Source organism: Clostridium sp. OF09-36, assembly GCF_003481985.1.
Classification (GTDB): domain Bacteria; phylum Bacillota; class Clostridia; order Lachnospirales; family Lachnospiraceae; genus Brotaphodocola.
In genome coordinates, this window is sequence record NZ_QUMD01000033.1 from 1 (window position 1) to 19,028 (window position 19,028).

13 protein-coding genes, 1 tRNA gene and 1 pseudogene are annotated in these 19,028 nt (G+C 49.1%); 11 read left to right on the forward strand and 4 right to left on the reverse strand.

Going from position 1 to position 19,028, the window contains the following annotated elements:
• Nucleotides 1-158: 158 nt before the first annotated feature.
• Nucleotides 159-1,618, reverse strand: a pseudogene (locus DXA97_RS17100) (nicotinate phosphoribosyltransferase).
• A gap of 715 nt (nt 1,619-2,333) precedes the next feature.
• On the opposite strand from DXA97_RS17100, the gene ileS reads away from it, so the two are divergent.
• The 5 genes from ileS (at nt 2,334) to DXA97_RS17130 (ending at nt 10,841) form a co-directional block, all read left to right on the forward strand.
• The gene (gene ileS, locus DXA97_RS17110; protein WP_118721218.1) at nt 2,334-5,525 is read left to right on the forward strand and encodes an isoleucine--tRNA ligase; all 3,192 of its coding nucleotides are present in this window, start codon (nt 2,334-2,336) and stop codon (nt 5,523-5,525) included.
• Between the two features lie 154 nt (nt 5,526-5,679).
• A complete protein-coding gene (locus DXA97_RS17115; RefSeq protein WP_118721219.1) occupies nt 5,680-8,145 on the forward strand; it encodes a glycogen/starch/alpha-glucan phosphorylase in 2,466 nt (821 codons plus the stop codon).
• Nucleotides 8,146-8,203: 58 nt separating this feature from the next.
• The gene (locus DXA97_RS17120; RefSeq protein ID WP_118721220.1) at nt 8,204-9,310 is read left to right on the forward strand and encodes a SpoIID/LytB domain-containing protein; all 1,107 of its coding nucleotides are present in this window, start codon (nt 8,204-8,206) and stop codon (nt 9,308-9,310) included.
• Nucleotides 9,311-9,351: 41 nt separating this feature from the next.
• Nucleotides 9,352-10,218, forward strand: a complete 867-nt coding sequence (locus tag DXA97_RS17125) for a M23 family metallopeptidase (protein ID WP_118721221.1) — start codon at nt 9,352-9,354, stop codon at nt 10,216-10,218.
• Nucleotides 10,219-10,418: 200 nt separating this feature from the next.
• Nucleotides 10,419-10,841 (forward strand): CBS domain-containing protein, encoded by a 423-nt coding sequence (locus DXA97_RS17130; RefSeq protein ID WP_118721222.1) that lies wholly within the window; start codon nt 10,419-10,421, stop codon nt 10,839-10,841.
• A 90-nt stretch (nt 10,842-10,931) separates the two neighbouring features.
• Here DXA97_RS17130 and DXA97_RS17135 read toward each other — a convergent pair whose 3' ends face one another.
• From DXA97_RS17135 to DXA97_RS17145, 3 genes are read right to left on the reverse strand one after another with little or no spacing between them, the layout of a single operon-like run.
• Nucleotides 10,932-11,567: a manganese catalase family protein gene (locus tag DXA97_RS17135; RefSeq protein ID WP_118707203.1), complete on the reverse strand. Its 636-nt coding sequence runs from the start codon at nt 11,565-11,567 to the stop codon at nt 10,932-10,934.
• Nucleotides 11,554-11,820, reverse strand: a complete 267-nt coding sequence (locus DXA97_RS17140) for a spore coat protein CotJB (RefSeq protein WP_118721223.1) — start codon at nt 11,818-11,820, stop codon at nt 11,554-11,556. The genes DXA97_RS17135 and DXA97_RS17140 overlap by 14 nt, the downstream gene beginning before the upstream one ends.
• Nucleotides 11,820-12,218 (reverse strand): spore coat associated protein CotJA, encoded by a 399-nt coding sequence (locus DXA97_RS17145; protein WP_243107725.1) that lies wholly within the window; start codon nt 12,216-12,218, stop codon nt 11,820-11,822. The genes DXA97_RS17140 and DXA97_RS17145 overlap by 1 nt, the downstream gene beginning before the upstream one ends.
• A gap of 169 nt (nt 12,219-12,387) precedes the next feature.
• On the opposite strand from DXA97_RS17145, the gene DXA97_RS20345 reads away from it, so the two are divergent.
• From DXA97_RS20345 to lpdA, 6 genes are all read left to right on the forward strand, one after another.
• Entirely contained in the window at nt 12,388-12,777 is a 390-nt protein-coding gene (locus tag DXA97_RS20345) for a hypothetical protein (RefSeq protein ID WP_182436944.1), read from the forward strand.
• Nucleotides 12,778-13,122: 345 nt separating this feature from the next.
• Nucleotides 13,123-15,375 (forward strand): PTS transporter subunit IIABC, encoded by a 2,253-nt coding sequence (locus DXA97_RS17155; protein WP_118721224.1) that lies wholly within the window; start codon nt 13,123-13,125, stop codon nt 15,373-15,375.
• A gap of 156 nt (nt 15,376-15,531) precedes the next feature.
• On the forward strand, nt 15,532-16,359 hold the full coding sequence (locus DXA97_RS17160; protein ID WP_118721225.1) for a PRD domain-containing protein: 828 nt from the start codon (nt 15,532-15,534) through the stop codon (nt 16,357-16,359).
• 114 nt (nt 16,360-16,473) lie between these two features.
• Nucleotides 16,474-16,547, forward strand: a tRNA-Pro gene (locus tag DXA97_RS17165).
• 185 nt (nt 16,548-16,732) lie between these two features.
• Nucleotides 16,733-17,512, forward strand: coding sequence for a Cof-type HAD-IIB family hydrolase (locus DXA97_RS17170; protein WP_243107726.1), 780 nt, complete (start codon nt 16,733-16,735; stop codon nt 17,510-17,512).
• 94 nt (nt 17,513-17,606) lie between these two features.
• A complete protein-coding gene (gene lpdA / locus DXA97_RS17175; RefSeq protein WP_118721226.1) occupies nt 17,607-19,025 on the forward strand; it encodes a dihydrolipoyl dehydrogenase in 1,419 nt (472 codons plus the stop codon).
• Nucleotides 19,026-19,028: the final 3 nt, after the last annotated feature.

Below are 19,028 nucleotides of genomic sequence, written 5' to 3' on the forward strand. Positions count from 1 at the left end.
GACCGTTTCGGAGCTCTGTCTGAGCGAACGCAGTGAGCGAGTTAGCGGAGGAACGGTCAATAGGCGGCGGAGCAAAACGGGCGAAAATTCGCGTGAATGCGGTTACGCATGGCGGGGCGGGGGCTTTCGGACTTATGCTATTTACTGTGCAATATTGTTTATTCGTGATAGTGATAGCTGTCAAGCAGCTGGTTCTTCATATCCACAGCGGCTTGGACAGATCCACATGCACGCGGTGCGGGTATTCCAGTCGCAGGGACTCTTCCCACAGGGTGGAGAGTTCTTTCTTGCAGTATTTCTGGATATCCATAACCTTCGGGGACTCGTAGACACACTGACCTTTTAAGAAGACCGGAACCATCATCTCACGCATGGTGTAACTGCCTGGTGCCAGGTGGGTCTTTTTCCAGGTCTCAATCGGGTCGAAGAGAAGAAGGGACTTGTTGGTGTCGTATTCCTCGTCAACCAGACAGATCAGGTCAGCAATGATCTTGCCATTTTCCTTGTCGTAGATGCGTCGGATGGTCTTATTGCCCGGATTGGTGATCTTTTCTGCATTTTCGGAAAGCTTGATCTTCGGGATGAATTTTCCGGTAGCTTTGTCCTGAATCGCAGCCAGTTTGTAAACACCGCCGAAGGATGGGCAGTCTTTGGAGGTGATCAGGTTGGTGCCGACACCCCAGGAGTTGATGGCTGCGCCCTGAAGCTTTAAGGAAGAGATCAGGGTCTCGTCCAAGTCGTTGGAAGCGGAGATGACTGCATCGGAAAATCCGGCTGCATCGAGCATCTTCTTTGCTTTCTTGGACAGGTAAGCCAGGTCACCGCTGTCTAAGCGGATTCCGTAGAAGGTTAACGGAATGCCGGCTTCGCGCATCTCAGTGAAGACTTTAATGGCATTTGGAATACCGGAATTTAAGGTATCGTAAGTATCGACCAGAAGGATGCAGGCATTTGGATACAGCTTTGCGTAGGTGCGGAATGCGGTCAGCTCGTCCGGGAAGCTCATGATCCAGCTGTGTGCGTGGGTTCCCTTGACCGGGACATCGAACATCTTTCCACAGAGTACGTTAGAAGTACCGATACATCCGGCAATCATGGCAGCGCGGGCACCATAGATACCGGCATCCGGACCCTGTGCACGGCGCAGACCAAACTCCATAACTCCATCGCCCTGTGCGGCATAGACGACGCGTGCTGCCTTGGTGGCAATCAGGGACTGATGGTTGATGATGTTTAACAGGGCAGTTTCGATTAACTGGGCTTCCATGATCGGGGCAATGATCTTTACAAGTGGTTCTCTTGGGAAGATAACGCTTCCTTCCGGGATCGCGTAAATATCACCGCTGAAATGGAAGTTGCTCAGATACTCGAGAAAATCCTCCTCAAACATGCCGGTAGTGCGCAGGTAATCAATGTCATCTTTTTCAAAATGCAGGTTCTTTACATAGTCGATCACCTGGTCCAAACCAGCGCAGATCGAATAGCCGGAGCCTACCGGATTGTTTCTGTAAAACGCGTCAAAAATGACGGTCTCGTTTGCATCTTTTTCTTTAAAATAGCCCTGCATCATGGTCAGTTCGTAAAAGTCTGTGAGCAGGGTCAGGTTACGTTCGCTCATACCGGTTCTCCTTCTGGTTTCGGTTAAATTTGTGTAAAACATAAGTAGTATACCATTAGTTTTCTCAAAAAACAATGCGATTGACAGGAAAATAACAAACCGACTGGCCGCGGAAACCTTGACAATTCCCAGACAAATCAATATAATGAAAAAGAATGTAATATCAAAAAGGCTATGACGGAGACAGTAGCGCTGTATAGAACGCAGGTGCCGGAAAGCGACCAGCAATAAACAACGGTCAGGAGGCACGAGCGAGCCGGGGGTGGTGGAAGCCCGGTGCAAGTAAGGCAGCAGTCGAAGATCACTCCCGAGCCGCAGGCTGAACGTACAGAAAATCTGCCATTTGTTTTGGGTTGCTGATGCACACCGTGCAGACAATCGGAAATTGCTTATACAGTGTCAGAATAAAATCTTCCAAGTAAGCCCCGCCGGCATTCCGCCGTTAACCGGAACTCATATGTTGGTATGCAGTAATAGGTGGTCAAAAGTGGCAAGAAGTGTCGTTTCCTGTTTGCAGGGAACGGCTTTTTTTGTATCAGAGGAATATCCTCTGATACAAAAAAGCCGCTCCGCAGGGATGCGCACTCGGTGCAGAGGCAGATGGCTGCAAAGCAGCCGCACCTCGGCGCGGGAATCCGGCAAGCCGGATTCCATTTCGATAGTTATACACACGATGTCCCGCTGCATGCGTCAAAGATTGGAGGCAAAGAAAAGCATGTATGAGAAAGTACCTACAAATATGAATTTTGTAGAGCGAGAGAAAAAAATTGAAAAGTTCTGGGATGATGAGCACATCTTCCAGAAGAGCATGGATTCCCGAAAAGAGGGTCCGACCTACACCTTCTACGATGGTCCGCCTACCGCAAATGGCAAGCCTCATATCGGCCACGTACTGACCCGTGTCATCAAGGACATGATCCCGCGTTACCGCACCATGAAAGGCTGCATGGTTCCGCGTAAGGCAGGCTGGGATACCCACGGACTTCCGGTTGAGCTGGAGGTGGAGAAGATGCTGGGCCTGGACGGCAAAGAGCAGATCGAGCAGTATGGTCTGGAGCCGTTCATCGAGCACTGTAAAGAGAGTGTCTGGAAATACAAAGGCATGTGGGAGAAATTCTCCGGCACTGTGGGTTTCTGGGCAGACATGGACAATCCGTATGTTACCTATCACAATGACTTCATCGAGTCTGAGTGGTGGGCATTAAAGCAGATCTGGGAGAAGGGACTTCTGTACAAAGGTTTCAAGATCGTTCCTTACTGTCCGCGCTGCGGTACCCCGCTTTCCTCCCATGAGGTAGCACAGGGCTATAAAGATGTCAAAGAGCGTTCCGCGATCGCCCGCTTCAAAGTAAAGGGCGAGGATGCTTACATTCTGGCATGGACCACCACACCGTGGACCCTGCCGTCTAACGTGGCACTCTGCGTAAACCCGGATGAAACCTATGTAAAGGTGAAAAACGGCGATTATACCTACTACCTGGCAGAAGCACTTTGCGATACTGTTCTTGAAGGTGAGTACACCGTATTAGAGAGCTATAAGGGCAAAGACTTAGAGTACAAAGAGTACGAGCCGCTGTTTGACTGTGCAGTTGCAATCTGTGAGAAGCAGAAAAAGAAAGCATTCTATGTTGTATGCGATAACTACGTAACCCTGACCGATGGTACCGGTGTCGTACACATTGCACCGGCATTCGGTGAAGACGACTCCAAGGTCGGCAGAAAATATGACCTGCCGTTCGTACAGCTGGTTGATGCCAAGGGCGAGATGACCAAAGAGACTCCGTGGGAAGGCGTATTTGTAAAGAAAGCCGATCCGCTGGTATTAAAGGCATTAGACGAGAAGGGACTGTTATTCTCCGCACCGAACTTCGAGCACAGCTATCCGCACTGCTGGAGATGCGACACACCTCTGATCTACTATGCAAGAGAATCCTGGTTCATCAAGATGACGGCTGTAAAGGATGACCTGATCCGCAACAACAACACCATCAACTGGATTCCGGAGAGCATTGGTAAAGGACGTTTCGGCGACTGGCTGGAGAACGTTCAGGACTGGGGCGTTAGCCGTAACCGTTACTGGGGCACCCCGCTTAACATCTGGGAGTGTGAGTGCGGCTGCCAGCATTCCATCGGAAGCCAGGCAGAGTTAAAGTCCATGAGCCCGAACTACGCAGATGTTGTAAAGAAATATGCAAAAGAGATGGACAAAGAGACAAACGGCGAGGTTGAGCTGCATCGTCCATTCATCGACGATGTCACCATCACCTGTCCGCAGTGCGGCAAGCAGATGCACCGTGTACCGGAGGTTATTGACTGCTGGTTTGATTCCGGTTCCATGCCGTTCGCACAGCATCATTATCCATTCGAGAATAAAGAGCTGTTTGAAAAGCAGTTCCCGGCAGATTTCATCTCCGAGGCAGTAGACCAGACCCGTGGCTGGTTCTATTCCCTGCTTGCGATCTCTACCCTGATCTTCAACAAAGCACCGTACAAGAATGTTATCGTTCTGGGTCATGTTCAGGATGAGAACGGACAGAAGATGAGTAAATCCAAGGGTAATGCGGTTGACCCGTTCGATGCACTGGAGACCTACGGTGCCGATGCGATCCGCTGGTACTTCTACATCAACAGCGCACCGTGGCTGCCAAACCGTTTCCACGGAAAAGCCGTGCAGGAAGGCCAGAGAAAGTTCATGGGTACCCTGTGGAACACCTATGCATTCTTTGTTCTCTACGCAAACATCGATAACTTCGACGCAACCAAGTATACACTGGATTACGATAAGCTGCCGGTTATGGATAAGTGGCTCTTATCCAAGTTAAACTCCATGGTCAAAGATGTGGATGATAACCTGGCAAACTACCGCATCCCGGAGGCTGCAAGAGCCCTGCAGGAATTCGTAGATGACATGAGTAACTGGTATGTCAGAAGAAGCCGTGAGCGTTTCTGGGCAAAGGGCATGGAGCAGGACAAGATCAATGCTTACATGACGCTGTACACCGCTCTGGTAACGGTTTCCAAGGCTGCAGCTCCGATGATTCCGTTCATGACCGAGGACATCTACCAGAACCTGGTAAGAAGCATCGACAAGACAGCTCCGGAGAGTATCCATCTGTGCGATTTCCCGGCTGTAGAGGAAAAGCTCATCGACAAGCAGTTAGAGTCCGATATGGAGGAAGTCTTAAAGATTGTTGTATTCGGCCGTGCAGCAAGAAATACTGCAAACATCAAGAACCGCCAGCCGATTGGTAAGATGTATGTCAAGGCTGAGAACAAGCTGTCTGACTTCTACGTAGAAATCATTGAGGACGAGTTAAATGTCAAGAGCGTTGAATTTGTAGACGATGTGAGAAACTTCACTTCCTACAGCTTCAAGCCGCAGCTTAAGACCGTCGGACCGAAGTACGGCAAGCAGCTTGGCAATATCCGCAAGGCACTGTCTGAGATCGACGGAAATGCCGCTATGGATACCTTAAAGGCAGAGGGCGCACTGAAGTTTGACTTCGGCGGCGAGCCGGTAGTTCTGACCGAAGAGGACCTCCTGATTGAGATGGCACAGACCGAAGGCTATGTATCTGAGGGTGACAACTATGTAACCGTAGCCCTGGATACCAACCTGACTCCGGAACTTCTGGAAGAGGGCTTTGTCCGCGAGGTTGTGAGCAAGATCCAGACCATGCGAAAAGAAGCAGGTTTTGAGGTTACCGATCATATTAATGTATATCAGGATAATAACGATAAGATCGCTGCTATCTTTAAGAAATATGCAGACACCATTAAAGGTGAAGTACTTGCCGATCACATTTTCCTTGGACAGATGAGTGGATACGCAAAAGAGTGGAATATTAACGGTGAGACCGGAATGTTGGGTGTTGAAAAAGCAACAGATGACAGCTGCGAAAAATAAGGTATGTATAAGATGTTGCTGCGATGGTGTTTCCTGTTTGCGCAACATATAACAGCAATGCTGTCACCCGTGCAGCACATGGGCGGCAGCATTGGCATGCCTGGCCTGAAAAGGTTTATAAGGGCAGACTGCAACTGAGGAGAGGAGATCCAGTATGAAAGTCATTGCAAACAAAGGGTTTGACAAAGAAACATTTAAAAAGAGCGTTGTCGATAACGTGAAGAACCTGTACCGCCGCACCATTGATGAGGCAACCCCGAACCAGGTGTTCCAGGCTGTTGCCTATGCGGTAAAGGATGTCATCATCGACGAGTGGATCGCGACCCATAAGGAATATGAGAAGAAGGATGTAAAGACCGTTTACTATCTTTCCATGGAGTTTTTGATGGGACGTGCGCTGGGCAATAACATCATCAGCATTATGGCAAGAGACGAAGTGAAGGAAGTCTTAGATGAGCTTGGCTTCGACTTAAACGTGATCGAGGACCAGGAGCCGGATGCAGCACTTGGAAACGGTGGTCTGGGACGTCTTGCCGCATGCTTTTTGGATTCTCTTGCAACGCTTGGATACCCGGCTTATGGCTGCGGCATCCGTTACCACTATGGTATGTTCAAACAGAAAATTGAAAACGGTTACCAGGTCGAGGTGCCGGATAACTGGTTAAAGGATGGCAACCCGTTTGAGGTACGCCGTTCCGAGTATGCGACTGAGGTAAGATTTGGCGGTTATGTGCGCACCGTATGGGAAAATGGAAGAGAGCATTTCGTGCAGGAGGGTTACCAGTCTGTTATGGCGATTCCGTACGATCTGCCGGTTGTAGGCTATGGCAATAACGTAGTCAACACCCTGCGTATCTGGGATGCACAGCCGATCAACACCTTCAACCTGGATTCCTTTGATAAGGGTGATTATCAGAAGGCCGTGGAGCAGGAGAACCTGGCAAAGACCATCTGTGATGTGCTTTACCCGAATGATAACCACTATGCAGGTAAGGAGCTGCGCTTAAAACAGCAGTACTTCTTCATTTCTGCAAGTGTACAGCGTGCCGTAAGCAAGTACATGGAAAAGCATGATGATGTCCGCAAATTCTACGAGAAGAACGTATTCCAGTTAAACGATACCCATCCGACCGTAGCAGTTGCAGAGCTTATGCGTATCCTTCTGGATGATTACAATTTAACCTGGGAAGAGGCATGGGATGTTACCACCAAGACCTGTGCGTACACCAACCATACCATCATGGCAGAGGCACTGGAAAAATGGCCGATCGAACTGTTCTCCAGACTGCTTCCGCGTATCTACCAGATCGTAGAGGAGATCAACCGCCGCTTCATCATCGAGATCCAGCAGAAATATCCGGGCAACCAGGAGAAGATCGCGAAGATGGCCATTGTCTACGACGGTCAGGTGAAGATGGCTCATATGGCAATCGCAGGCAGCTTCTCCGTAAATGGTGTAGCAAGACTGCACACCGAGATCCTGGAAAAGCAGGAGTTAAAAGATTTCTACGAGATGATGCCGCAGAAGTTCAACAACAAGACCAACGGCATTACCCAGAGACGTTTCCTGCTTCATGCAAACCCGCTTCTGGCAGACTGGATCACCGACAAGATCGGCGACGAGTGGATCACTGACCTTTCCGTAATCAGCAAATTAAAGCTGTATGTGGATGACGAGAAGTGCCAGCACGAGTTTATGAACATCAAGTACCAGAACAAGGTACGTCTGGCAAAATACATCAAAGAGCACAACGGCATCGATGTAGATCCGCGTTCGATTTTTGATGTTCAGGTTAAGAGACTGCACGAGTATAAGCGCCAGCTGATGAACATCCTGCATGTCATGTATCTGTACAACCAGCTGAAGGATAACCCGAACCTGGATATGGTTCCGAGAACCTTCATCTTCGGTGCAAAGGCAGCAGCAGGCTACAAGAGAGCAAAGCTGACCATCAAGCTCATCAACTCGGTAGCAGATGTGATCAACAATGATAAGTCCATCAACGGCAAGATCAAAGTTGTTTTCATCGAAGATTACCGTGTATCCAACGCAGAGATCATCTTTGCGGCAGCCGATGTCAGCGAGCAGATTTCTACTGCAAGTAAAGAGGCATCCGGTACCGGTAACATGAAGTTCATGCTGAATGGTGCCCTGACTGTGGGAACCATGGACGGTGCAAACGTTGAGATCGTGGAAGAGGTTGGTGCAGAAAATGCGTTCATCTTCGGTACTTCCTCTGACGATATCATCCGCATGGAGCACGACCACAGCTACGATCCGATGCAGATCTTCAACAACGACCAGGATATCCGCCGCGTGCTGATGCAGCTGATTAACGGCTACTATGCACCGAACGATCCAGAGCTGTTCCGTGATATTTACAACTCCCTGCTGAATACCTTGAGCAGCGACCGTGCAGATACCTACTTCATCCTGAAAGACTTCCGGATGTACGCAGACGCACAGAAGCGCGTAGACGAGGCATACCGCGATGAGCAGTGGTGGGCAAAGGCAGCAATGCTCAATACCGCATGCAGCGGCAAGTTCAGTTCCGACCGTACCATTGAAGAGTACGTAAAAGATATCTGGCATCTGGATAAGGTGAAGGTAGAACTGTAAATCTGGCATAAAATCAGAAATCCCTCCATAGATTAGAAATAATCTGGAGGGATTTTTTATGCGAAAAATTGGAGTGATCTTTGCGGCTTTGTTTATGGTGTCCTGGATGTTTTCTTTCTTTTGCATGCATGCAGCAGGACAGGACTGGACAGGAAATTCGCATAATGCCGAGCAGGGGGATGTGGAGGCGGGAGCAGCAGATCTGCCAGCTGAACAGAAGATTCCGGGCCAGTCAGATAGACTTGGTATATCTGGAAATACGAATCGTTCCGGAGAATCTGCCCTGGCAGCCGCACAGCAGGAAAGCAGGAACATGTTCCAGAGCCGCCGCGTTATTCTGGAACGTTATGGTATCAAGACGTATCTTTCGGTGGAAGATTATCTGCCGGGTGTCGTAGTCTGCCAGGCAAGTCCGGAACTTGGTCAGGAGGCTTTGAAATGCCAGGCGGTGATTGCCCGAACTTACATATACCGTCAAATGGGAGAGCGGGAGGAAATTCAGGAGGAAGAGCTGGACCTGGACTACCTGGGTGACCGGACAGCATTTGACGGGGCAGGACTGACCGTGCATCAGAAGGAACAGCTGGCAGAGAGTCTGGAACGCTGCAAGCTTGCCGCAAAAGAAACTGCAGGAATGGTTATGAAGTATGATGACCGTTACATTTTGCCTTTATTTCATGAATGCAGTGCCGGGCGGACCAGGACCGGGGAGGCTGATTATCCATACCTGCAGTCCGTAGAGAGCAGGTGGGATGAGCAGAAAAACAAGGACAGACATTCTGCAACATTGGAAAGTGAAACAGCATTTAATCTATCAGATTTTGCAGCACGGATTGGAAAACTGAATGATTCCAAGGCAGTGGATGAGGCACGCCTGCCTTCTGAGATCCAGGTTGTGAAACGCGATGATGCCGGGTATGTGCTCCAGATGAAAATCGGACCGGGAACTTATACGGGCGATGAAGTGCAGTATGCGCTGGAACTGCCATCCGCATGTTTTACGATTGACACGAAATCCCAGGGGCAGATCATCGTTCGGACAAAAGGGCGTGGGCACGGGTATGGACTCAGCCAGCATGGGGCAGAAGCCATGGCGGAAGAAGGATGGAGCTTTGAAGACATTTTAAAATATTATTATAAAAATATTTCGCTGGTCACTGAATAAGAAAAGGCACTTTGGCAAAACTACTACCGAGGTGATAAACGGTGAAAGAGAAAATGAATCAGATGTTCCGGGATAAATTATTCCTGGTCATGTTGGTGCTTGGCCTGCTGACTATGGTTGCCGCAGCAGGTGTCGTTACGATCCAGAGAGGAAACGGACAGGAACAGAAGCCATATGTGGATATGCAGGGGCAGGACGAATATTTTGCAGAAGAAGCAAACGATCAGATGCCGCTTGCAGGAAATTCCAATGCCGAAGTACCGGATCCGGAAAGTACACAGGAAGAAATGCAGCAGGCGAAGGCCGGAAACGCTCAGGACAATGCGGTCGCAGAGCAGGAACACATTGCAAAAGAAGCAGGACCGGAGAAAAATGCAGAGACTCCGAACGGGCAAAGTACGGTAGCTTCCGGAAATGGAAGTGGTGAGAATGCCGAAGCGGAAGCAAGAGAAGCTGGAGCAGGTGGTATTGCAGCGGCTACGTTGGTGCTGGACTTTGCGGACACCAGTAAAATGCTGTGGCCGGCCAGAGGCAATGTCCTTCTGGATTACAGTATGGACCGGACCATCTATTTTCCGACTCTGGAGCAGTACAAATGCAATCCGGGCCTTGTGATCCAGAGTGAGGTCAGTACCCCGGTTGAAGCTCCGGCAGCAGCCCGGGTCCTGGAAGTGGGAAACAATGAGGAAATCGGTGATTATGTGGTCCTTGATCTCGGAAACGATTACACTGTGACCTGCGGCCAGTTAAAAGAAATCACCGCGGTGCAGGGGGAATACCTGGAAGCCGGGGCACTCCTTGGTTATGTGGCAGAGCCAACCAAATACTATACGATTGAAGGAAGCAACGTCTTTTTGGAAATGCACCATGGAGAGAAAACGGTGGATCCGCTGGATTATCTGGAGTAGGGATGCGTAAGATATCCTGATTTCATGAAGAAAACAGCTCAGACTGTAGATATCGTGGTGTTTGGTTTCGAAAGAATTTAGAAATTGTTCATAGAATCGTCGAAATTATTTGCTATACTTACTTTATAAGAGAAAGATGCACGAAACCACTCTGGTCCAAAGAGCGGGTCGTGCCGTGAAAATACAATACGAGGTGAACAATGAATATCTTATTTTTTCTGACTCTAAAGAGCGAGGTTGCTCACATTTATGAAGATGATACAGTGCGTCAGGCACTGGACAAGATGGAAGGGTTCCGTTATTCCACCATTCCGCTGCTATCCAAAGACGGAAGATATGCCGGAACCATAACCGAAGGAGACCTGCTCTGGGGAATCCGGAAAGAATACCAGATGGATTTTAAAGAAGCAGAGAATGCCCCGGTTGCGTCCATTGCACGGCGGGCAGATTACAAGCCGGTAACGGCAGAATCCAGGATGGAAGACATGATCGACTGCGCATTGAACCAGAATTTTGTTCCGGTGGTAGATGACAGGGGACTTTTCATTGGGATCATAACGAGAAAAGATATTATCAAATTCTGTTACGAAAAACTGAAAAAAGAACACGAAAAAGGAAACTAAACACGAAATGAAAAACGGCGAACTCCAGAGGTGAAAAAGACACCCCTGGAGTTTTTCTTCGTTCGTGTGCATTTTGTGGCTTTTGTGATTTTAACTGCAATTCTGCCCTGGAGTATTTCCGGCACTTGCAGACTTATCAAAAGCCGGGTTAAACGCATAAAAATTTTTGCTGTTCAGCTGATCCTGTACATGTCGCAACGTCTCACCAAAGCGCTGGAAATGCACGATTTCCCTTGCACGCAGATAGCGGATCGGATCGCACACTTCTGGATCTTTTACGACGCGAAGAATGTTATCATAGGTGCTGCGTGCCTTTTGTTCCGCAGCAAGATCTTCAAACAGATCTGTAATCGGATCTCCTTTGGATTGAAATTCACAGGAATTAAACGGAACACCACCTGCTGCCTGTGGCCAGATACCGGTTGTATGGTCAATATAATAAGGGCCAAAACCAGACTCTTCGATTTTCTGCGGTGTCAGATTCCGTGTAAGCTGATGAATAATTGCCGCTACGATTTCCAAATGGGCAAGCTCTTCCGTTCCGATATCTGTTAGAGAAGCTTTTGCTACATCATATGGCATCGCATATCTTTGGGAGAGGTAACGCATGGATGCACCCATTTCGCCATCTGGTCCACCGTATTGACTCATGATAAACTGTGCCATCTTCGGATTCGGCTGTGAAATTTTTACCGGATACTGCAGTCTCTTTTCATATCTCCACATCAGCGCATTCCTCCTTCCCATGGCCATGTCCTTGGACCCAGTTCCAGGTATCTGCATCTGCATTCGCAATCAGAAGCGGACCATTTTCTTTTTCGTACGCACGGATTGCCTGTTCGTTCATACGCCGTGCATTTTGAAAATACTGCATGGCCATAGGGCATTTTGGATGCGTATCCAGATATAAGGTGGCTTCATCCAGTGCGAAGCCAGTTTCATATACATTCTGCAAAAGCCGGTCATTACATGCACCCATTATCTGCACCTCCCCATCACAAACGGCAGGTCAAGCTCGGGGAAAATGGTCCCACGGGTAAGCCCCCGCTCTTTGTCGTACACCTGGTTCCAGCGCTGCATGGGTGTATACGCCATTGCGACCGGCATATTCCGTAGACACTCTCTTTCCGCATTCGGTGCTGTCACTTGTCTGCTTTCATTGCTCTGATTTAGCGGGCAGGAAGGTCTGTCGTTTCTTCTTGTTGTATAAAAACCAGAACCCGCATTCACATTTCCGGATGAAAGCGGTTGGTAAGGAATATCCGGCTGCATAGAACGCTGCATGGAACAAGGACTGGCATTCTCTGTATTGCCGGCAGGCGGCTGAAGCAAATGAGGTCTTTGCATACAGCCGCATCGGTTATTGGAATAATCCATGATGAAAATCCTTTCCAGAGTTTCTAGTATCATCTTATGTGCCACAGAAAAAAGCGGTGCATAAGAATCATGTCACGGTCGCTCCCAGAGGTTGTCACCCTTGTCTCCCTCTGCTCATAAGATATAGTACAAGCAAGAAAAAAAGGAGTTTTGATCATGTGTAACTGGAATGGATGCGGAAATAACCGTTGTGGTAACAACTGTGGTGGCTGGAACCGCTGTGGCTGCGGAGGCTGTGGGAACTGTGGTAACAACTGCGGCAGATGCAATAACGGTTGCGGTAATGGCTGCGGAAGATGCAGCAATGACTGGGGATGGAATGGATGGGGCGGCTGCGGAAGTAGTTGCAATAATGGCTGCGGCTGGAATAACTGGGGATGGGGAAGCTCCTGCGGATGGAACCGAAATACCAGAGAAGCGTTCCAGGATGGATTCCGGGAAGGATATGGAGCCGGATTCCGTGATGGATTCCGGGAAGGACGGGATAAGGACCACAGACCTGGAAGACCCGGGGAAGGAGGAGGGCCAGGAGGACGACCGGGTTTTCCGGGAGATGTAAATGATTCTGGCTGCGGATGCAGCTAAATCAATAAGCATACCGCAGATAATAATCTAACTAAAATCTAGTTGACAGATCCCACATCCCCAACTATACTAATATCACAAACAGAGATTCAGGTGTGTTACTGGTAAAGCAGGCATGAACCGAAGGGACATCAAAACGGTGTCCTTTCGATTCATGCCTTTTTGTTTTGCATCATTTCCTGTAAAACAGAGTGAAATCCGGGATTTTGGGGTATGCTTAAGATAATGCAGCTATATTTTTCTATAGTTTGTCGGCAGAAAATTCCGGAAAGAAACATCCATGTGCATCTGAATACTCGGAATAAAAAGGAGAAAGAACATGAAGGACAAGATTTTTGGAGTGCTCCAGAGGGTGGGGCGAAGCTTTATGCTTCCGATCGCGGTGCTTCCGGTCGCAGGTCTTTTGCTTGGAATCGGAAGTTCCTTTACGAACGAGACGACCATCGCAACCTATGGTCTGCAGGGAATTCTCGGAAATGGGACGATCCTGCATGCACTGCTTGTGATCATGAGCAAGGCTGGAAATGTGATTTTTGACAACCTGCCGATCATCTTCGCAGTGGGAGTTGCCATTGGTATGGCAAAGGCGGAAAAGGAAGTAGCCGCGTTATCGGCTATGATTTCCTTTTTCGTCATGCACGCGTCCATCAATGCGGTGCTTTCACTGTCAGGAAAGGTTCTGGCAGACGGTTCCATCGCACCGGACGTGTTAGATGGAACCATTGCAAATGTCTGCGGCATCCAGACATTGCAGATGGGTGTATTTGGCGGTATTATCGTGGGACTTGGTGTTGCGGCGCTTCATAACCGTTATTATAAAATACAGCTGCCAAGCGCATTATCGTTTTTTGGCGGATCCCGCTTTGTGCCGATCATTTCCACGGTTACTTATGTTGCAGTTGGCATTCTGATGTATTTTATCTGGCCGGCTGTCCAGAACGGCATCTTTGCGCTGGGCGGACTGGTTACTGGAACCGGATATTTCGGAACCCTGATTTTCGGCATCATTAAGCGTGCGCTCATTCCGTTTGGTCTGCATCATGTATTTTACATGCCATTCTGGCAAACGGCAGTGGGCGGTACCATGATGGTAGATGGAAACCTGATCCAGGGCGGTCAGAACATTTTCTTTGCACAGCTGGCATCCTCCAACGTGGCACATTTTAGTGCGGATGCAACCCGGTATTTCTCCGGTGAGTTCATTTTCATGATCTTCGGACTTCCGGGAGCAGCACTTGCTATGTACCGCTGTGCAAAGCCGGAAAAGAAGAAAGCAGCAGGAGGTCTTCTGTTAAGTGCGGCACTTGCGTCGATGTTCACCGGTATTACAGAGCCGATTGAATTTTCTTTCCTGTTTGTAGCACCGATGTTGTTTGCAGTACAGGTGATCCTGGCGGGCAGTGCCTACATGATCGCACACATTTTGAATATTGCGGTGGGACTTACCTTCTCCGGAGGGCTTCTGGATCTGGTGATCTTTGGTGTGCTGCAGGGCAATGCGAAAACCAGCTGGCTGCGCATTATTCCGGCAGGAATCGTCTATTTCCTGCTGTATTACTTCATTTTCAGCTTTCTCATCAAAAAGTTTGACTTAAAGACCCCGGGCCGCGAGGACGATGACGAGGAAACAAAGCTTTATACGAAAGCAGATGTGAATGCCCGCAAGGCCGAGGCGAAAGAGGGAGAACGCCAGAGCCAGACAGCAGCAAACGACAACCGGAGTGCAGCTATTGCAAAGGGCATGGGCGGCAGAAAGAATATCACATCGGTGGACTGCTGTGCAACCAGACTGCGCTGCTCCATTGAGAATCCGTCTCTGGTAAATGAAAAGATGCTTAAGAGCACCGGAGCGGTAGGTGTGATCGTAAAAGGTCAGGGAATCCAGATCATTTACGGACCGCAGGTTACCGTGATCAAATCGGAGCTGGAGTCTTATCTGGCAGAAGAACACGAGAAAGAGGCAGAAGCAGTAACTGCAGAGTCTGGCAAAGATGAGCACAGGAAAGAAACGAAAACCGTATTTGCCGAGACAGGTAAGAATGGAGAAGATGCAGAACGCAAGACAGAAAAAAATATAGAGCCGGAAACCGAAAAATCTGCCGGAGAACAGACAAACCCGGGCCATGTTTTGTATTCTCCGTTTGAAGGCATCTTAAAGCCAATCACAGAAGCTCCGGATGAAGCATTTGCCAGCAAAGCCATGGGAGACGGCTATCTGGTCATGCCGGAGAATGGAACGGTTGTGGCACCGGAGGACGGTGAGGTGATGTTCGTGTTCCCAAGCAAGCATGCCATTGGCATGAAAGCGGCAGACGGAACAGAGTATCTGCTTCACATCGGTGTTGATACCGTAAAATTAAATGGGGAAGGCTTTCATGTCTTCGTGAGCGATGGACAGAAAATTGCAAAAGGCGATAAACTGATGGAGTTCGATCCGGTATATATCCGGGAGCACGCTGTGAGCGATGCCTGCATTGTGATTTTTACCGGTCTGACAGAGGGACAGCAGTTAACCTTAGAGGGAGAAAAACAGGTGAAACGGCTGGATCAGATAGGAATGATCATTCAATAAAACTTAGGGAGTATTTTTTATAGAACAGACAGAGGACGCGTGAAGGGCGCGTCCTTTGTGCTGTTTGAAAATGCCAGACAGCATGAAAAAAGCGTTTGGTAATCGGGATTTGTCGTGTATAATAAGGGAAGAAAAGGTAACGTGGAGGTTAGGGGAATGTATCGGGTGATCAAAGTATTAAACAATAACGGAATCCTGGTTCTGGACGATGCCACCGGACGGGAACAGATTCTTCTTGGAAACGGAGTCGGCTTCGGACACCGGATGGGAGAGCGGATGCAGACGCTTCCGCAGGCAAAGCGCTATGAAATGGTCAATGAGAAAACATCTGCTCTGACCAGGGTAAATGGAATTGACCCGGTTTATATAGAAGCAGCGGGGAAAATCATAGAGCTTGCAGAAGAGGCGATGGGAGTTTTGCAGCATGATATTCTGATCCCCATGGCGGATCATATCGCCATGGCAGCAGCGCGGGCGAAGGAACAAAAGGAAATTCCAAATCCATTTAAAGCGGATATCGCAGCATTATTCGAGGAAGAGTATGAGGCTGCGAAAAAAGGATGCGTAATCTTAAAAAAGATGACAGGAATCCAACTTGGAGAAGATGAGGCCGGTTACATCGCTTTGCATATCCATGCCGGGCTGGCACAGGAAAATGTAGCGGATTCGCTGGAAACAGCGCGTCTTGTCAATGCCTGTATGTCCATGATCGAGGAAAGCACCGGAAAGAAACTGCCTTACAGCTCGCTTGGTTACAACCGGCTGATGAGTCATGTCCGTTATATGCTGGCCCGTGCCCGCAAAGGCGAACGCACCGACTTAGATCTGGAATCTTATGCCAGGGAAAATTTCCCGAAAGAATACGAACTGGCAGAGCAGATCCTGCGAAAGCTGGAACAGAAATTAAAGCTGGAGTTTGCGCGGGAAGAAACGGGGTTTCTGGCAATCCATATCAGGAGGGTGACTGGAGGAGAGACGGTGTAAGGGTGTAGAGACTGGAGCTTAAAAGCAAAAAGAATCTGACAGAAAACATCGGGAAAACATTTCAGAAAATGCTTTTCAAATCTGAGAATTTTTGCTATACTATTATAGTTCGATCGGGGTATGGCGTAGCTTGGTAGCGCGCTCGGCTGGGGGCCGAGAGGTCGCAGGTTCAAATCCTGTTGCCCCGATTAACTATTGGAATCTAAGCACGGAGAGCCTATGCAGCCGCAGGGGGTTTCCGTGCTTTTTTGCTTGTTAGTTTCTTTTATTTCACTTTACAGTCCCCCCGTACTTTGCTATCATGGATACTAGTATTACGGGTGGCTTCCCAAATAAAGGAACTGCGATCACAGAAAGAAAACGGAGAATTGCTATGAAGGGAATTGTCAGCTTTGACATGGACATGACGCTTTTGAACCATGCAGATTATAAAATTCCGGACAGTGCCATTAAGGCGCTGGACCGGCTGCATGAACACTACTATATCGTCATTGCTACCGGACGCGACATGGATGCCAAGTTCAGTGAAGGACTTGCTGACCAGGTGAAACCGGATGCCATCATCCATCTAAATGGCAACAAGATCACGGTCGGAGCGGAACTGATCTATGAACATTGTATGAAGCGGGAGTTGGTGGAAGAACTGCTGCATTTTGCAGAGGATAAGGACTATGCCATTGGAATGACGGTCGGAGATACCGATTATTTTATCAATCCCTGGTGTGTAACCCGCCACGATATGGTGCGCTGGAACATGTCGGACCGGAAATTCCGCGACCCGTGGAAGCTTCTGGACATGCCGGTGCGGACTCTGGCTTATATCGGGCATGAACCCGGTACAAAGGAAGTGGAGGAGGCATTCCCAATGCTCAAGCTTCCCATGTTTTCCAGCCGGGAGGGGGCAGATATCATCGAGAAGGATGCTTCTAAGGCAGAAGGACTCAAGCGTCTTTGCAAGCTGTGGAAGATACCGCTTGCGCAGACCATCGCATTTGGCGACAGCATGAATGATTATGAGATTGTGACGACTGCCGGGATCGGTGTAGCCATGGGCAATGCCCATCCGCAGCTGAAAGCGGCAGCAGATTATGTCACGGACGATATTGCAAAAGACGGAGTCTATAAAGCATGTGAGGCACTGCATCTTTTTTGAGAATGAGACAGGGATGAGTCATTCACTTTTTTTGCTAAAAAACAAATATTCCATGATATACATCTAACGATACAGACGAAAGGAATTTAAAATTATGGCATCATATTACGATCTGGTGATTATCGGGGCGGGACCGGGCGGCTATACGGCTGCGATCAAGGGAGCCTCTTTTGGCATGAAGGTAGCGGTGATCGATGAAAATAAGCTTGGTGGTGTCTGCATCAACCGCGGCTGCATCCCGACGAAGGCATTATTGCATGCGTCTAATATTTTTTCCATGATGCAGCATAGCGATGAATTCGGGGTGTCGACCGATTTTATTTCCTTTGATTTCGCAAAAATGCAGGATTACAAGAAGCGCTCTGTGCGCCGCTACCGGGACGAGATCCAGAAATTATTCGATAAAAATGATATTACGTTTATCAAGGGAAAAGCAACCATCCGCCGCGAAAAGACCATTGAGGTGGTGGGAGAGAACGGAAAAGAATATCTCCGGGCGAAAAACATCATCATTGCCACCGGCGCAAAGCCGGTAATGCCGAAAATTCCGGGAATCGACCTTCCTGGCGTCATCAACAGTGACCGCCTGCTGGCTGTGCCAACCTGGAACTACGACCGCATCGTGATCATGGGCGGCGGTGTCATCGGTGTGGAGTTTGCCACGATCTTCCAGGCGCTCTGCTCAAAGGTGACTATCGTAGAGAAGGGTCCGCATCTGCTGGGACCGATGGATGAAGAGGTCTCCGAGGCATTGAAAGAGCAGCTGGCCGATAAGGGCATTACCGTTTACTGCAATGCCATGGTGGAGGAAATCCGCAAGGAAGACAGCCTGGTCTGTACGGTGCGTGACCTTGCTACGAATGAGATTACCCAGATCAAGACCAACCAGGTCGTGGTAGCGGTAGGAAGAACTCCGTATACGGATGGCCTTCTTGGCGAAGACATGACGCTGCAGATGGAGAAGGGAAGACCAGTAGTCGATGCAGATTTCCAGACGAGCGAGCCCGGCATTTATGCCATCGGCGATGTTTCTGCAAAAACCCAGCTGGCGCACGTAGCTATGGCGCAGGCAACCTATGTGATTGAAAACCTGGCCGGAAAGCCGCACACCATCCGTCTGGAGGCTGTGCCAAACGGCATGTTTGTTTCGCTTCCGATCGTGCCGAGCTGCATTTATACGGAGCCGGAAATTGCAACGGTCGGAATCACCGAGGCGCGGGCCGGCGAGCTTGGCATGAAGGTACGCTGCGGCGTTTACGATATGGGAGAGAATGGAAAATCCATCATCACGCGGGAAGAACACGGCTTTATCCGCCTGATATTTGAGGCGTACTCCAATACCATTGTGGGAGCGCAGATGATGTGCCCGCGTGCCACGGACATGATCGGTGAGATGGCAACGGCAATCGCTAATGGACTGACAGCTGAGCAGCTTTCCCTGGCTATGCGTGCCCACCCGACCTACAGTGAGGGCATTGCGGCGGCTATTGAGGATGCTATGCGGAAAAATTAAGAA

Excerpts from the sequence above, each read along its gene's own strand:
- DXA97_RS17135 (WP_118707203.1), bottom strand. The coding sequence starts at position 11,567 with ATGTGGAGATATGAAAAGAGACTGCAGTATCCGGTAAAAATTTCACAG.
- DXA97_RS17155 (WP_118721224.1), top strand. The coding sequence starts at position 13,123 with ATGAAGGACAAGATTTTTGGAGTGCTCCAGAGGGTGGGGCGAAGCTTT.
- DXA97_RS17170 (WP_243107726.1), top strand. The coding sequence starts at position 16,733 with ATGAAGGGAATTGTCAGCTTTGACATGGACATGACGCTTTTGAACCAT.
- ileS (WP_118721218.1), top strand. The coding sequence starts at position 2,334 with ATGTATGAGAAAGTACCTACAAATATGAATTTTGTAGAGCGAGAGAAA.
- DXA97_RS20345 (WP_182436944.1), top strand. The coding sequence starts at position 12,388 with ATGGATGCGGAAATAACCGTTGTGGTAACAACTGTGGTGGCTGGAACC.
- DXA97_RS17145 (WP_243107725.1), bottom strand. The coding sequence starts at position 12,218 with ATGGATTATTCCAATAACCGATGCGGCTGTATGCAAAGACCTCATTTG.
- DXA97_RS17160 (WP_118721225.1), top strand. The coding sequence starts at position 15,532 with ATGTATCGGGTGATCAAAGTATTAAACAATAACGGAATCCTGGTTCTG.
- lpdA (WP_118721226.1), top strand. The coding sequence starts at position 17,607 with ATGGCATCATATTACGATCTGGTGATTATCGGGGCGGGACCGGGCGGC.
- DXA97_RS17140 (WP_118721223.1), bottom strand. The coding sequence starts at position 11,820 with ATGGGTGCATGTAATGACCGGCTTTTGCAGAATGTATATGAAACTGGC.
- DXA97_RS17130 (WP_118721222.1), top strand. The coding sequence starts at position 10,419 with ATGAATATCTTATTTTTTCTGACTCTAAAGAGCGAGGTTGCTCACATT.
- DXA97_RS17120 (WP_118721220.1), top strand. The coding sequence starts at position 8,204 with ATGCGAAAAATTGGAGTGATCTTTGCGGCTTTGTTTATGGTGTCCTGG.
- DXA97_RS17115 (WP_118721219.1), top strand. The coding sequence starts at position 5,680 with ATGAAAGTCATTGCAAACAAAGGGTTTGACAAAGAAACATTTAAAAAG.